This is a genomic window from Klebsiella sp. ME-303 (genome assembly GCF_007910085.1).
GTDB classification, from domain to species: domain Bacteria; phylum Pseudomonadota; class Gammaproteobacteria; order Enterobacterales; family Enterobacteriaceae; genus Klebsiella; species Klebsiella michiganensis.
The window spans coordinates 1-14,663 of sequence record NZ_VOJB01000039.1; the positions used below are offsets into that span (position 1 = coordinate 1).

General features: G+C 57.6%; 11 protein-coding genes. 7 read left to right on the plus strand and 4 right to left on the minus strand.

All coding sequences use genetic code 11. The features are described from left to right. Nucleotides 1-36 precede the first annotated feature (36 nt). Nucleotides 37-1,227, minus strand: a complete 1,191-nt coding sequence (hmpA, locus tag FQK12_RS00700; protein ID WP_014230383.1) for an NO-inducible flavohemoprotein — start codon at nucleotides 1,225-1,227, stop codon at nucleotides 37-39. A 325-nt stretch (nucleotides 1,228-1,552) separates the two neighbouring features. On the opposite strand from hmpA, the gene glyA reads away from it, so the two are divergent. Beyond that, entirely contained in the window at nucleotides 1,553-2,806 is a 1,254-nt protein-coding gene (glyA, locus tag FQK12_RS00705) for a serine hydroxymethyltransferase (RefSeq protein ID WP_009654385.1), read from the plus strand. 55 nt (nucleotides 2,807-2,861) lie between these two features. On the opposite strand, the gene FQK12_RS00710 is transcribed toward glyA, so the two are convergent. Together FQK12_RS00710 and FQK12_RS00715 are read right to left on the minus strand one after the other, a co-directional pair. After that, complete coding sequence (locus FQK12_RS00710; RefSeq protein ID WP_014230382.1) at nucleotides 2,862-3,284, minus strand: DoxX family protein; 423 nt, start codon at nucleotides 3,282-3,284, stop codon at nucleotides 2,862-2,864. Nucleotides 3,285-3,357: 73 nt separating this feature from the next. Further along, nucleotides 3,358-4,554, minus strand: a complete 1,197-nt coding sequence (locus FQK12_RS00715; RefSeq protein WP_014230381.1) for an ROK family transcriptional regulator — start codon at nucleotides 4,552-4,554, stop codon at nucleotides 3,358-3,360. A gap of 112 nt (nucleotides 4,555-4,666) precedes the next feature. Here FQK12_RS00715 and FQK12_RS00720 point away from each other — a divergent pair, with 112 nt between their 5' ends. The 4 genes from FQK12_RS00720 (at nucleotide 4,667) to FQK12_RS00735 (ending at nucleotide 11,496) form a co-directional block, all read left to right on the plus strand. Beyond that, nucleotides 4,667-7,942, plus strand: coding sequence for a DUF5107 domain-containing protein (locus FQK12_RS00720; protein ID WP_038423058.1), 3,276 nt, complete (start codon nucleotides 4,667-4,669; stop codon nucleotides 7,940-7,942). A 70-nt stretch (nucleotides 7,943-8,012) separates the two neighbouring features. After that, on the plus strand, nucleotides 8,013-9,449 hold the full coding sequence (locus FQK12_RS00725) for a sugar porter family MFS transporter (RefSeq protein WP_014230379.1): 1,437 nt from the start codon (nucleotides 8,013-8,015) through the stop codon (nucleotides 9,447-9,449). Then, nucleotides 9,449-10,285 (plus strand): aldose 1-epimerase, encoded by an 837-nt coding sequence (locus FQK12_RS00730; RefSeq protein ID WP_014230378.1) that lies wholly within the window; start codon nucleotides 9,449-9,451, stop codon nucleotides 10,283-10,285. Before FQK12_RS00725 ends, FQK12_RS00730 begins: the two co-directional genes overlap by 1 nt. Before the next feature lie 77 nt (nucleotides 10,286-10,362). Continuing rightward, complete coding sequence (locus tag FQK12_RS00735) at nucleotides 10,363-11,496, plus strand: 3-phenylpropionate MFS transporter (protein WP_014230377.1); 1,134 nt, start codon at nucleotides 10,363-10,365, stop codon at nucleotides 11,494-11,496. Here the strand turns inward: FQK12_RS00735 and csiE are convergent. Beyond that, nucleotides 11,493-12,770, minus strand: a complete 1,278-nt coding sequence (gene csiE, locus FQK12_RS00740; RefSeq protein ID WP_032750899.1) for a stationary phase inducible protein CsiE — start codon at nucleotides 12,768-12,770, stop codon at nucleotides 11,493-11,495. The two genes, FQK12_RS00735 and csiE, sit on opposite strands and share 4 nt — an antisense overlap. Nucleotides 12,771-12,894: 124 nt before the next feature. Here csiE and FQK12_RS00745 point away from each other — a divergent pair, with 124 nt between their 5' ends. Then, nucleotides 12,895-13,533, plus strand: a complete 639-nt coding sequence (locus FQK12_RS00745; RefSeq protein ID WP_014839209.1) for a DUF1007 family protein — start codon at nucleotides 12,895-12,897, stop codon at nucleotides 13,531-13,533. Further along, entirely contained in the window at nucleotides 13,524-14,504 is a 981-nt protein-coding gene (locus FQK12_RS00750; RefSeq protein WP_014230374.1) for a nickel/cobalt transporter, read from the plus strand. Before FQK12_RS00745 ends, FQK12_RS00750 begins: the two co-directional genes overlap by 10 nt. Nucleotides 14,505-14,663 lie beyond the last annotated feature (159 nt).

Genomic DNA, 14,663 nt, shown 5'->3' on the forward strand with positions numbered 1-14,663 from the left:
CACAGGCCGGTATCCCGGCCTGTCATCGATAACGTTTTACAGCACCTTATGCGGGCCGAAGCACTCATAATGAATGTTGTCGCTGCTCACGCCCAGATCTACCAGCTGCTTCGCGGCAAACTGCATAAACGCCACCGGGCCGCACAGATAGAACTGCATCTGCGGGTCGCCGATCTTGTCGGCCAGGGCCGATAAATCCATCAAACCTTCGCTGTCAAACGCGCCGGATTGACGGTCCGCTTCGCTCGGGCTGCGGTACCAGACGTGAGAAGTAAACTTCGGCAGCGTTTCACCCAGCGTTTTAACTTCGTCCGCGAAGGCGTGTACGTCGCCGTTCTCTGCCGCATGGAACCAGTTCACCTGCGCCGGATGCTGCGATTTTGCCAGCACATCCAGCATCGCCAGCATCGGCGTCTGACCGACGCCGCCGGAGAGCAGCGTGACCGGGGTTTCCGGCGCCACGTTGAGGAAGAAATCACCGGCCGGCGCGGCCAGATAAATCACGTCGCCTTCTTTCGCAGAATCATGCAGCCAGTTTGAAACCTGGCCGCCGTTTTCACGCTTAACCGCAATGCGATAGCCTTTGCCGTCGGGTTTGCGGGTCAAAGAGTACTGACGAATTTCCTGATGCGGAAAGCCTTCCGGCTTCAGCCAGACCGCCAGATACTGGCCTGGATGATATTCCGCTACCGCGCCGCCGTCGACCGGCTCAAATTCAAAGCTGGTAATTAGCGCGCTGCGCGGCGTTTTTTTGACGATGCGGAACGCGCGGGTGCCTTCCCAGCCGCCGGTTTTGCTGGCGCTTTCGCTGTAGATTTGCGCTTCACGATTAATAAAGACGTTGGCCAGCACGCCGTAGGCCTTGCCCCAGGCATCCAGCACTTCCTGACCCGGGCTGAACATCTCGTCAAGGGTGGCCAGCAGGTGGGTGCCGACAATATTGTACTGCTCGGGCTGGATCTGGAAGCTGGTGTGCTTCTGGGCGATTTTTTCCACCGCCGGCAGCAGGGCGGGCAGGTTCTCAAGATTGCTGGCATAGGCGGCAATGGCGTTGAACAGCGCCTCGCGCTGGTCGCCGTTGCGCTGATTACTCATATTAAAGATTTCTTTGAGTTCGGGATTATGAGCAAACATGCGGTCGTAAAAATGAGCGGTCAGTTTCGGACCGGTTTCAACCAGCAGAGGGATGGTGGCTTTCACCGTAGCGATGGTTTGTGCGTCGAGCATAGCAGCTTCCTTTATAGGTTATCTTAATGATGCATTTAAAATGCATCTTATAAAAATAACCCTGCTTTGTAAATGGTTCTTTAACACTTTCCCATAAGGCAGTTACAACATGAATTATTTGCATCACAAACCTGAAAAGAAATCCGTTGATAATCGAAGGTGCTTTATTGCTCAAAGCCTTGTGTAACGCGGAGCCAATCGTTTGCGTAAAATCCTTTGTCAAGACCTGTTATCGCAGAATGATTCAGTTATACTGTGGGCCGTTGTCCAGGTGGACCGCCTTTTTAGGCCGAAATTTTATTGTTAGCTGAGTCAGGAGATGCGGATGTTAAAGCGTGAAATGAACATTGCCGATTATGATGCCGAACTGTGGCAGGCTATGGAGCAAGAAAAAGTACGTCAGGAAGAGCACATCGAACTGATCGCCTCCGAAAACTACACCAGCCCGCGCGTTATGCAGGCGCAGGGCTCTCAGCTGACCAACAAATACGCTGAAGGATATCCGGGCAAGCGCTACTACGGCGGCTGTGAATACGTCGATATCGTAGAGCAGCTGGCTATCGATCGCGCCAAAGAGCTGTTCGGCGCTGACTACGCTAACGTGCAGCCGCACTCCGGCTCCCAGGCTAACTTCGCGGTCTATACTGCACTGCTGCAGCCGGGCGATACCGTTCTGGGTATGAACCTGGCGCAGGGTGGTCACCTGACTCACGGCTCCCCGGTCAACTTCTCCGGCAAACTGTACAACATCATTCCTTACGGCATCGATGAGTCCGGTAAAATTGACTATGAAGACATGGCTAAGCAGGCTCAGGAACATAAACCGAAGATGATTATCGGTGGTTTCTCCGCTTATTCCGGCGTAGTTGACTGGGCAAAAATGCGCGAAATCGCTGACAGCATCGGCGCATACCTGTTCGTCGACATGGCCCACGTTGCCGGTCTGATCGCCGCTGGCGTTTACCCGAACCCGGTTCCGCATGCTCACGTCGTGACCACCACTACTCACAAGACCCTGGCCGGTCCGCGCGGCGGCCTGATCCTGGCGAAAGGCGGCAGCGAAGAGCTGTACAAAAAACTGAACTCTGCCGTATTCCCGAGCGCCCAGGGCGGCCCGCTGATGCACGTTATCGCGGCGAAAGCCGTTGCGCTGAAAGAAGCGATGGAGCCGGAGTTCAAAGTTTACCAGCAGCAGGTAGCGAAAAACGCGAAGGCAATGGTAGAAGTGTTCCTGAACCGCGGCTACAAAGTGGTTTCCGGCGGCACTGAAAACCACCTGTTTCTGCTGGATCTGGTCGATAAAAACCTGACCGGTAAAGAAGCTGACGCTGCGCTGGGCCGTGCTAATATCACCGTCAACAAAAACAGCGTGCCGAACGATCCGAAGAGCCCGTTTGTGACCTCCGGCATCCGTATCGGTTCTCCGGCGGTCACCCGTCGCGGCTTTAAAGAAGCGGAAGTGAAAGAGCTGGCCGGCTGGATGTGCGACGTGCTGGACAACATCAATGACGAAGCGGTTATTGAGCGCGTGAAGGGTAAAGTGCTGGATATCTGCGCACGCTTCCCGGTTTATGCGTAAGCGTTAGCGTTGACATAAAAAAGGCCGCTGATGCGGCCTTTTTTGCGTTTGTTGATTAGCGGCGGTCGAGCGAAATCGCCCCGGGACCGGTTATCGCCAGCAGCAGGAAGGCGCCGGCAATACTGATGTTTTTCCAGAAGTTAATCATGTTCGGCAGAACCGCATCGCCGGTCATATTCCAGTAGTGATGGCCAATCACCGCGGTACCGAGGGTATAAAAAATAAAGATCACCGCCAGCGGGCGGGTGAAAAAGCCCAGCACAATTAAAATGGCCGCCGGCACTTCCATAATAATGGCAATGATGGCCGCAAGCGTTGGCATCGGCGCGCCGGAGGAGGCCATGTACTGCACCGTGCCGCTAAAGCCGAGCAGCTTGGGATAGCCGAAAAGAATAAACAGCACCACCACCGCGATACGCGCAATCAGCAGCAGCAGAGAGCGGGAGGAGCCAAAGTCAAAGTAGCGTAGAGTGTTCATAATCAGCTCGTTATGAGAGACGTGTGATTTAAACGTAATACACAAATTTGCGCTCCGCCACGTCCGCTGACGATTAACGCAGCGTTTGCAGCTGTTCCTCCACGTACAGATAACCGATCCCCATCAGCTGCTGGGCGCGGGTCAGTTTGCCAAAGCCGATTTGAGTGGCGTGCGCTCGCGGCGTATCGCCGTGGTCAAAGGGATTAAAGCCGGTTTGTTTAACGATACTTTCCAGCCATTGTTCGCCAAAGGCGCAGCTGCGTCCGTATAGCCAGATCTGATTAATATTCAAAATATTTAAGAAATTATAAAGGCTTAAGCCAATGGCGTTGGCCGCGCTATCAACCCATGCGCGAATATGCACGTCTCCCTGTTCCCAGGCTTCAATGAGCGATGCCGTGGTTAATTGCTCGGGAGAGCGCTGCGCTTCCGGCTGCGTTTTAAGCCACATCCGCGCCTGCTTTTTCAACGCGCTGAGGGACGCTACGGTTTCGAGGCAACCGTATCTCCCGCAGTCGCAGGCCCTGCCGTCAGGATTCACAATCGTGTGTCCTATCTGCCCGCTGCCGTAGAGGCTTCCTCGATAAATCTGATCGTTAATCACAAATGACGAGCCGATACCGTAATCGACGTTAATCACGCAAAAATCCGGCTGTATACCCTGATGCTGCCACTTCTCCGCCAGCGCCAGCATCACGCAGTCATTATCCACCCGCACCTGCACGCCGAGCTGTTCCTCCAGCAGATACTTTATTTCAATCGGCGTTTTCCAGCGCGCCTGGGGCATGGTTTGTGACACCCCGGTTACCGGATCAACCTGCCCATGAACGCCAAGCGCGAGATTGATGCTGTGCTGCGGGTAGCGGCGGTGTATACGTCGCCAGCATTCCACGATGGCCTCCAGAAGGGCCTGCGGCGTGGGGGCATCGATGGGCAAATGCTGGTGACCGTCAACCGCCAGCAGTCGGGCATCGGCAAGCTGATACTCAATGCTGGTCGGCGTGATATTCATGCATAGCGTCCAGGCACCGTGTTCGGGGATCTGGTAGCTTCCGCTGTTCACGCCGCGCTTGCTCATTTTTTCCGTGGAATGGCCGATCAATCCCTCGCTAAGCAGTTCGGCAAGAATGTTGCTCACCGCCGGAATAGAGAGCCCGGTGAGCTGGGAAAGCTGGGATTTACTGAGCTGTTTCTCCCGCCAGAGGTGGGAGAGAAAAATTGATTTGTTGGCCTGCCTGACCCGGGCGTTATTCAAACCGGTGCGCTGCATACACTTAACTCCCTTAACTATATTGCGTGAGCGTTGCGCATTTTAGCAGCTAAATGGCGATATAAACTCCTCTCATTGCATGTTTTACTTTATTTCGTTTAGTGGAGGCGTCATGTACGGTTCGGTTAAGGTCTGGCAGGAAACAATTACATTACCTACGTGGACGACGGGGGCGGAGGATCCGAACCCCATGTTTCTGGAAAAGCGCGTTTATCAGGGTTCCTCCGGCAACGTCTATCCCTACGGCGTGATAGATACCCTGACCGGCGAGCGTGAAATGCGCGATTATCAGGCAGTATGGATGGAGAATGATTTCATTCGTATCATGCTGCTGCCGGAGCTCGGCGGACGTATTCACCGGGCGTATGACAAAGTCAAACAGCGCGATTTCGTCTATTACAATGAAGTCGTTAAGCCCGCTCTGGTAGGGCTACTGGGGCCCTGGATCTCCGGCGGTATCGAGTTCAACTGGCCGCAGCATCACCGCCCGACAACCTTTATGCCGGTCGATTTTTCGATCCAGCGCGGGGAAAACGGCGTGCAGACCGTATGGATGGGGGAAGCGGAGCCCATGCGCGGTTTACAGGTCATGACCGGGTTTACTCTCTATCCTGACCGCGCGCTGATTGAAATTACCGGTAAGGTTTTTAATGGTAACGCAACGCCGCGTCATTTCCTGTGGTGGGCCAACCCGGCGGTCAAAGGCGGCGATGCTCACCAGAGCGTGTTTCCACCCGACGTCACCGCCGTATTCGATCACGGCAAGCGCGATGTTTCCGCTTTTCCCATCGCCACCGGCACCTACTACAAAGTGGACTATTCTGCGGGTGTCGATATCTCCCGGTATAAAAATGTTCCGGTACCCACCTCGTATATGGCGGAGAAATCGGACTACGACTTTGTCGGCGCTTATCACCACGACGAGCGCGGTGGACTGCTGCATGTTGCCGACCATCACGTCTCGCCGGGCAAAAAACAGTGGAGCTGGGGCTATGGCGACTTTGGCCAGGCGTGGGACCGCAATCTGACCGACGAAAATGGCCCCTATATCGAGCTGATGACCGGCGTCTACACCGATAACCAGCCTGACTTTACCTGGCTTGCGCCTTATGAAGAGAAGGTGTTTGTGCAAAACTTCCTTCCCTACAGCGAGCTGGGAATGGTGCAAAATGCCAATACGCAGCTGGCGCTGAAGCTGGTTCGTGAGACGGAGCAGCTGCAGCTCGGCGTTCACGCCATTGCGCCGCTGGAAAATATTGTTGTTGAACTCAGCGCGGAAAAGCAGCCGCTGTATGAAACTCAGCTTACGCTGAAGCCCGGCGAGAGCTGGCAGCATACGCTGCCGGAAAATGACGCCCGGCGCTTAACCATTAAGGTGAAAACCGCAGACAACCAGCCGCTGCTGGATTATCAGGAACATATTACTCCGCAGACGCCCCTGCCCGAACCTGCCTGCGCGCCGGCGATGCCGGAAGAGATTCACAACGGCGATGAGCTCTATTTTATCGGCCAGCATCTTGAACAATACAATCATGCAAGCCGCTATGCCGCGGATTACTATCGCCGGGCGATAGCCCTCGATCCGCAGGATTACCGCAATAATGTTGCCCTCGGGACGCTGGCGTTTAATTGCGCCGACTGGGGGCTGGCGGAGCAATGTGCCCGGGCCGCGCTACTTCGCGCCCATCGTCTGAATAAAAATCCGCGCGATGGCGAAGCCAGTATGCTGCTTGGCAGCGCGCTGGAAAGGCAGGGCGATGAAGCTGGAGCATGGGATTGCTATTACAAAGCATCCTGGAGCGGTAACTGCCGCGATGCCGCCTGGTGGGCGCTGGCAAGGCTGGCGATGAAGCGTGGCGATACCGCCGACGCGCTGGAAAAGGTCAACACCAGCCTGCAGTTTAACGCCAGCAACCATCTGGCTATGGGGCTGAAAGCGCTGGCGTTAGCGGACAGCGGGCGGGCGAAGGAAGCGCAGGCGTATATTGTCCTCTGCCTCGAACAATACCCGTTGAGCTATCCGCTGCACTGCGCGCGCTGGATGATTGCGCCGGGCGATGAGGCGCGCGCGAGCCTGCTGCGCGTAACGGGGCGCAGAGGGATCAACGGCAGCCTGCTGGCGGGCTGGCTGCTCTCCATCGGTCAGAAGCAGGCGGCGAAGGAGGTGCTTGAGGTTCTGGATTGCCAGGAAGCGCTGCCGATGCTGTGGCGCGCCTCGTTAAGCGATGATGCGAATAAACGGCAACGGTTAATTGCCGAAGCCGAGCGCTGCCATGTGCGAAAAGTGCGTTTCCCCAACACGCTCGATGAAGTCCAGATGCTGCAAACCCTGAGCGATAGCGCTTTTGCCCGCTATCTGCTCGGTTGCTTCTGGTACAGCAAACGTCGCTATGAAGAGGCGGTAAGCTGCTGGCGCGAGACGCTGGAAAAATCTCCCGACTATGCGCCCGCTCATCGTCTGCTGGGGGTCTACGCCTGGAACAAACAACAGGATGCCGCGCAGGCGCTGGCTTATCTGCAGCGGGCCGTAGAGCTTGAGCCCGAAAACGCGCGCTTCCTCTTTGAGCTTGATTTCCTGAAAAAATCACTGGGTACGCCGGTAAACGAACGACTGGAAACGCTGGCGGCGCGCAAAGCGGTGGTGCTGAAGCGGGATGACCTGACCGCTGAGCTGTTAAGCCTGTGGAACGCGGCCGGCCATTACGCCGATGCCGCCGCTATTCTCGGTACGCGCGTATTTCATCCCTGGGAAGGCGGGGAGGGGAAAGTTACCGGCCAGTATTTGCTCAATCAGCTCCATCGCGCTTTACAGTTGATCGAACGTAAGGCGTTCACGCAGGCCGCTCGCTGCCTGAATGAAGCGTTACGCTATCCCGATAATCTGGGAGAGGGGCGGCTGCCCGGGCAGACGGACAACGATATCTGGTATTTGCTGGGCTATTGCGCGGAACAGACTGGGGATGCGCACCGGGCAGCGGAATATTACCAGCTTGCCCTGCAAGGGGGCTCAACGCTGGACGCCGGGCGTTACTACAACGATCAGCCCGCCGATTACCTTTTCTGGCAGGGCATCGCGCTGCGTAAGAGCGGTAATCCGGCGCAGGCCGAGCAGCACTTCCAGAATTTTATCGCCTGGGCCAGGCAGCATCGGGATGACGTTCCGCAAGCCGACTTTTTTGCCGTCTCTCTCCCGGATCTGGTGGTGCTCGATGTTTCTGCGCAGCAGCAGCATCAGCAGCACTGTTTGTTTATTGAAGCGCTGGGCCATCTGGGGCTGGGCAACGTATCCGCCAGCCAGCAGGCGATGCAGCGGCTGCTGCAGCTGAACCCGGCTCATGATAAGGCGCATCTGATTCGTCATGCCCTGCAAAGCGGCATGTTTTCCTGAACCTGAAACGGGCGGGCCTGGCCCGCCTGAACCCTACTGTTCCCTGCGTTTCCCTTATAGAGGAATCATTATGAATAACGCGCAGACACATCTGAAAATGGGCTACGTCTGGACTATCTGTCTGGTCGCCGCCTGCGGTGGTTTACTCTTTGGCTATGACTGGGTGGTGATTGGCGGCGCAAAGCCGTTTTATGAAGCCTGGTTTTCCATTACCGACCCGGCGCAGTCCGGCTGGGCAATGAGCTCGGCGCTGGTGGGCTGCGTTTTCGGCGCATTAATCTCGGGATGGTGCGCCGATAAACTGGGGCGCAAGCTGCCCTTAATACTGTCCGCCGTGCTGTTCAGCGCTTCGGCGTGGGGGACGGCGGTCGCCAGCAGTTTCGACATGTTTGTGGTTTACCGCATTGTGGGCGGGGTGGGGATTGGTCTGGCATCCGCGCTCAGCCCGCTTTACATCGCGGAAGTCAGCCCGGCAGAAAAAAGAGGGCGCTTTGTTGCGATAAACCAGCTCACTATCGTGGTTGGCGTGCTGGCCGCTCAGCTTATCAACCTGATGATTGCGGAACCCGTGGCGACGGGAGCGACGCAGCAGATGATTGTGGAGACCTGGAACGGGCAGATGGGCTGGCGCTGGATGTTCGGCGCGGAACTGGTGCCGGCGCTGGCGTTTCTGGTGCTGATGTTTTTTGTTCCTGAGTCGCCGCGCTGGCTCATGAAGGCCGGTAAGCCGGATCGCGCCCGGGCCGCGCTGGAGCGCATTGGCTCCGCCGACTATGCCGACAGGATATTACGCGACATCGCGCACACGCTGGAAAAAGATAACCATAAAATATCCTACGGCGCGCTGCTGGCTCCGCAGGTTAAACCGATCGTTATCATTGGTATGGTCCTCGCCGTCTTCCAGCAGTGGTGCGGAATTAACGTCATCTTTAACTACGCGCAGGAGATTTTTGCCTCGGCGGGATTCGATATTAACAGCACGCTGAAATCGATCGTCGCAACGGGGATCGTCAACCTGGTGTTTACCCTCGCCGCGCTGCCGCTGGTGGATAAAATCGGCCGCCGTAAATTAATGCTGCTCGGTGCCTCAGGGTTGACGCTGATCTATGTTCTGATTGCCGCCGCCTATGGCATGGGCATCATGGGCTGGCCCGTTCTGCTGCTGGTGCTGGCGGCGATTGCTATTTACGCCTTGACCCTGGCGCCGGTTACCTGGGTACTGCTGGCGGAAATCTTCCCCAACCGCGTTCGCGGACTCGCGATGTCCTTAGGCACCCTGGCGCTGTGGATTGCCTGTTTCTTGTTAACCTACACTTTCCCGCTGCTTAATGCCGGACTGGGCGCGGCGGGCAGTTTCCTGCTGTATGGCGTCATTTGCGCTGCCGGCTACCTCTATATTCTGCGCAACGTGCCGGAAACGAAGGGGGTCACTCTCGAAGCCCTGGAAGAGCAGCTGGCGCAACGTCATGCGGGCGCTCAGGCGATGAAGCAGGAGCAGACGCGCTAATGGCGGAAGAGTGGATTCTGGAAAACGCGCATCTGCGGATGCGCGTCGCTTCTCTGGGCGGCAAAGTGCAAAGTTTATACTCGCGGCATTATCAGGCGCCGGTGCTGTATGAAAACCCCGCCGGCGGCATGTTTCCGATGCTGCCGCTGGCCAATCGCGTCGCCGGGAACCGCTTTATTTTTCAGGGACGTGAGATAGTTCTGCCTCGCCACCACGCCGACGCGCATTTTTTTCTCCACGGCGACGGTTGGCTGCAGCGCTGGGATATGATTGCGCGCGGCGGCGACTATTGCGTGTTACAGCTGCGTCGGCAGCATGCCTGCGGTTTCGATTACCTGGCGCAGATCCGCTACCAGCTGCTGCGTAACCAGCTGGTGGCTGCGCTGACGCTTACCCACTGCGGTAGCACGCCCATCCCCTATGGCTGCGGTTTTCATCCGTTTTTTCCTTTTGATAAGCGCGGTACGGTGCAGTTTGCAGCCGCCGGCTACTGGCCGGAAGGGGAGCAGCATCTTCCTCTCGGCTGGCAAGGCCAGTTGCCCGGCTACGCCGATTTCAGCCACGCGCAGTACGGTGAGGATCGCTGGCTGAACGTGGGCTATTCCGGCTGGAGCGGGCGGGCGAGGGTGAGTAGTGATGTGATGGATATCACAATTCTTTCGCAAACTCCGTGGTTGATGCTTTTCAGAATGCAGGGCGAGCCGTTCCTTTGCCTCGAGCCGCAAAGTCATCCGGTAAACGCCCATAACATGGACGGACAGCCGGGGCTGCGGGTTTTAGGCGCCGGAGATACGCTGAGTTTTTCGCTGAAAATAGACGTACAGGGGCGCGAATAGCGCCATATCTGGGGCGAGGGTATCTTGCGCCCGCCCCGCTTTATCGCCAGACTGTCGCCTCCATTCGGGAGGGAATCATGGTCTTACACTCCACGCGCTGGCTGGCGCTAAGTTACTTCACCTATTTTTTTAGCTATGGCATCTTCCTGCCTTTCTGGAGCGTCTGGCTTTCCGGACTTGGCCTGACGCCGGAAACCATCGGCATGCTGCTCGGCGCCGGGCTGGTGTCGCGCTTTCTTGGCAGCCTGCTGATTGCGCCGCGGGTCAGCGACCCGTCCCGTCTTATCTCTTCTCTGCGCATTCTGGCGCTGCTGACGCTGCTCTTTGCGCTCGCATTTTGGATCGGCCACCAGGTTGCCTGGCTGATGGTGATTATCGTCGGCTTTAACCTCTTTTTCTCGCCGCTGGTGCCGCTGACCGACGCGCTGGCGAATACCTGGCAAAAGCAGATCACCATGGACTACGGGCGCGTGCGCCTGTGGGGGTCGATAGCTTTCGTCATTGGCTCGGCGCTGACCGGGAAGCTGGTCAGCCTGTATGACTACCGGATGATACTGGTGATGCTCAGCGTCGGTATTGCCTCCATGCTACTCGGCATGCTGCTGAAGCCGTCGGTGCAGCCGCAGGGCGAATCCCGCCAGCAGGAAGCGGCCGGCCTGGCGGCCTGGCTTACGCTGGTGCGGCAAAGCTGGCGCTTCCTCGCCTGCGTCTGTTTGCTGCAGGGCGCGCACGCCGCCTACTACGGATTTAGCGCTATCTACTGGCAGGAAGCGGGGTATTCCGCCTCCGCGGTGGGCTACCTGTGGTCGCTTGGCGTCGTGGCGGAAGTGGTGATTTTCGCGCTGAGCAAAAAAGTTTTCCGTCGCTTTAGCGCCCGCGACCTGCTGCTGCTGTCCGCGGTGTGCGGGCTGATTCGCTGGTCGTTGATGGGCTGGACGACGGCGCTACCCTGGCTTATCGTCGCGCAGATCCTCCACTGCGGCACTTTCACGGTGTGCCATCTGGCGGCGATGCGCTACATTGCGGCGCGTCAGGGCAGCGAAGTGATCCGCCTGCAGGCGGTCTACTCCGCCGTCGCGATGGGCGGCAGCATTGCGGTGATGACGGTCTTTGCCGGTTTCCTCTACCAGCATCTGCACCAGGGCGTTTTCTGGGTGATGGCGCTGGTGGCCTTACCGGCGCTGGTGGTGCGGCCAAAAGCGGTGGCTTAGGCCTCCAGCATTTTGCAAATCTGCTGCTGCTGATGATCGCTGAACGTCTCTTCGGCGTGAAACAGCGGCGGCGAAAACAGCGGCAGCGCCGTGGCATAGGGAGTGACGATCAGCGTCACTTCCTTCGGCGCGCCCTCTTTCTGAAAGGTGCTCACGCTCAAATACTTTATATTGAGCGGCAGCAGGGTTAACTCGCGCAGCTGCTGCTCCAGCGACTGCTCAAGGTCCGGGTTATCATCGGTCAGCAGAACCACCTGTTTCTCCTGCAGATCGCTTTTTTGCATCAGCCAGGCGCCGAAGATCACCGCGATTAAACTGACTTCCTCCTGGCTAAAGCGTACCTGCCAGCTGGCTTCAAACTCCGCCAGCGCAGCCTGCGTTGTGCGCATCAAACGGGGATAAAGACGGCCAATCTCCTCCGGCAGCGCGTTATCGATACCGATAGCGAAAACGCTGCGGTGTAGCGCCTGCGAAAGGTGAATATAGAGCTGATCGCTCAGCCCCTGTTCATCGCTAAACGGACGGCCCGCCAGGTTCTGAAAGCGGTGAATCAGCCCGGAAATGGCCAGATGCAGACGGCGATCGTGCTGATGACCATCGCGGATAGGATCGGGGGTTTTCAACAGCATAAACAGCAGGGCCAGAAACAGCTGTTCTCCGGCATGGGGCGTTGCCGCAACCCGCCGCTGCCAGTGGCGGACAATCTCCTCGGCGAGGGAAAACTCGGCGGCGGCTTGCGCCCAGCGCTGCTGCTCGTGGGTGAAAGTGGGGCTCTGTCCAAGGTGGTGCTGCAGCAAACAATACTGTAAATAAAGACGCAGAAAATGCACGTCGCGGCAGTCAAACTGCCGGTTCAGGGCGCGCGAGCAGCGGTTGACCAATGCCTGAAGATTGGTGTCGTCATACAGCGTGCGTGCGATACCCTGCTGTTTAAGCTGCGTTTTCAATGCCGGGGTAAAATGGTGGCTGACAAAATGCGGGCACAGGCGCAGCCCGCGGCGCAGGCCGTGCAGCAGGCATAAACGTTGATCGAGCGCGGCGCCTTCCATCCGATAGCTGCCGTCCGCTTGTGAAGCAAGGGTCAAGCGGTGATAACGCTGAATCTCGCGTCCCGTCTCCGCAATGTCCTGCCGGGCGGTATCCTCATCAACCTGGGTGAGGTTACCCAGCCATTCGGGCGTCACGGACTGCCCGGGCAGATAAAACATCAGGAGCACCTGGCTACGGCGCTGTGGACTGGAAAGCACAGATGGTGGTTCAATCACTGTCATCATCCGGTTAGTTCCAGTTAGGGTTTTCGTTAAGAGTAGTTAATGTATTGAGGGTGAACAGGGCATTTCCGGGTCTTTACATCAGGATTGCTGGCGGGGTTCACAGAATTTTTCACGCGAGGAACAGATGAAGAGAGTGAAACAATGCGTCAGCGTAGCGTTTTTCATGTTTTTATCGCTATCTGCGGCGGCGCATCCGCACAGTTTCATCAGTTTGCAAACGGAGGCCGTGGCGGAAAATGGGCTGCTCACCGGCTTTAAAATGCGCTGGACGATGGATGAAATCACCTCCGCCGATCTGCTCTATGATGCGGGCAACGCTAAACCCGGTAGCGAAATCTGGAAAAAGCTGGCGGCGGAAGTGATGGCGAACGTGCTGGGCCAGCACTATTTCAGCGAGCTATGGCACAACGGCCAGCGGGTGAAGTTTGATAATCGGCCCGCTGGTTATGGCCTTGAACGCAGCGGTCATCAGGCGGTGCTCACCTTTACCCTGCCGCTGGCGAAGCCGCAGCCTCTGGCCGGGCAAACCTTCACCTTTTCCACCTACGACCCGACCTATTATGTTGATATGTATTACGACAAAGACGCAGACTTCACTCTACCGACGGCGATGAAGACAAGCTGCTCGGCAAAAGTGATGACGCCGAAGCCTAACGAAAAAATGTTGTCCTACGCGCAGTCGCTGGATAAAGCGGATGCGCCGCCGGAGGATATGGAACTGGGGAATTACTTCGCGCAAAAGGTGACGCTGCAATGTCAGTGATTTTTGCTCAAACCGGCCGTTCGCCGCGCTGGCGTCAGCTGTGGCCGCTGGCGCTGTTTCTGCTGCTGGCAGCCGGAGCTGGCTTCTGGCTATGGCGGGCCTGGCCGCAGGTGCTGCTGCAAAGCGCGGTCTGGCAGCGCGCGCTGAATGTCGAACTGAGTCGGCTTCTGCAGGCGGTTGCGGAGAATCCTGCCTCCGCCGGGCTGTCGCTGCTGGGGTTTAGCTTCGTCTACGGCGTTCTGCATGCGCTGGGGCCGGGGCACGGCAAGGTGGTCATAACCACCTGGCTGGCAACCCATCCGTCGAAGCTGAAATCGAGCATCGGCCTGACGCTGGCCGCTTCGCTGCTGCAGGGGCTGGTGGCCATCGCCTTAGTGGTGGTGGTGCTGACGCTGCTGCGGCTGCCGGCAAGACAGCTGCATCTGAGCAGCTTCTGGCTGGAAAAGGGAAGCTATCTGCTGGTCGGCGCGCTGGGCCTTTTGCTGTGTTGGCGGGCGCTGAAAAAGCTGCGGATGCTGCTGCGCCGACCGACATTCATCGCCTTCACCGCGCATCACGTTCATCACGCCAGCTGCGGCTGCGGGCACCAGCATCTGCCGGCGCCGGAACAGCTGCAAAGCGGCGATGACTGGCGGGCGCGGCTGGCTATCGTGCTGTCAATGGGGATGCGGCCCTGCTCGGGAGCCATTATGGTGCTGTTGTTCAGCAAGGTTATCGGCGTATTTGGCTGGGGCATGGCGGCCGCGATGGCGATGGCGGCGGGAACCTCGCTGACGATTAGCGCGCTGGCGCTGCTGGTTCATGGTTTCCGCCAGCTGGCGGTCAGGCTGAGCGCGAATCGGGCGCCGGCGCTGTGGAAGCAGATCGGTTGGGCAACGCTGGCGCTGGCCGGCGGCGTGATTTTACTGGCGGCGGCCATCGTGATGTGGAGTAGCGCGATGCCATCGGGCGGCGGCCTGAGGCCGTTTTAATGCGATAAAAAAGGAAGCCGCGGCTTCCTTTTGGTTGTCATCCCTAAACCACCTCCTAGGGAGGTGGTGATTGCTCCTGTAAGGCTATAGCCTGAAGAATGCCCATGTCGGAATATCTCTGCTTACTCACCACAAGTAAAAGGAGACAAACCGACATGG

What these genes read in the sequence shown, in the direction of transcription:
- FQK12_RS00710 (WP_014230382.1), bottom strand. Translation starts at nt 3,284, where the DNA reads ATGAACACTCTACGCTACTTTGACTTTGGCTCCTCCCGCTCTCTGCTG.
- FQK12_RS00720 (WP_038423058.1), top strand. Translation starts at nt 4,667, where the DNA reads ATGTACGGTTCGGTTAAGGTCTGGCAGGAAACAATTACATTACCTACG.
- glyA (WP_009654385.1), top strand. Translation starts at nt 1,553, where the DNA reads ATGTTAAAGCGTGAAATGAACATTGCCGATTATGATGCCGAACTGTGG.
- FQK12_RS00745 (WP_014839209.1), top strand. Translation starts at nt 12,895, where the DNA reads ATGAAGAGAGTGAAACAATGCGTCAGCGTAGCGTTTTTCATGTTTTTA.
- FQK12_RS00725 (WP_014230379.1), top strand. Translation starts at nt 8,013, where the DNA reads ATGAATAACGCGCAGACACATCTGAAAATGGGCTACGTCTGGACTATC.
- FQK12_RS00730 (WP_014230378.1), top strand. Translation starts at nt 9,449, where the DNA reads ATGGCGGAAGAGTGGATTCTGGAAAACGCGCATCTGCGGATGCGCGTC.
- FQK12_RS00750 (WP_014230374.1), top strand. Translation starts at nt 13,524, where the DNA reads ATGTCAGTGATTTTTGCTCAAACCGGCCGTTCGCCGCGCTGGCGTCAG.
- FQK12_RS00715 (WP_014230381.1), bottom strand. Translation starts at nt 4,554, where the DNA reads ATGCAGCGCACCGGTTTGAATAACGCCCGGGTCAGGCAGGCCAACAAA.
- FQK12_RS00735 (WP_014230377.1), top strand. Translation starts at nt 10,363, where the DNA reads ATGGTCTTACACTCCACGCGCTGGCTGGCGCTAAGTTACTTCACCTAT.
- csiE (WP_032750899.1), bottom strand. Translation starts at nt 12,770, where the DNA reads ATGATGACAGTGATTGAACCACCATCTGTGCTTTCCAGTCCACAGCGC.
- hmpA (WP_014230383.1), bottom strand. Translation starts at nt 1,227, where the DNA reads ATGCTCGACGCACAAACCATCGCTACGGTGAAAGCCACCATCCCTCTG.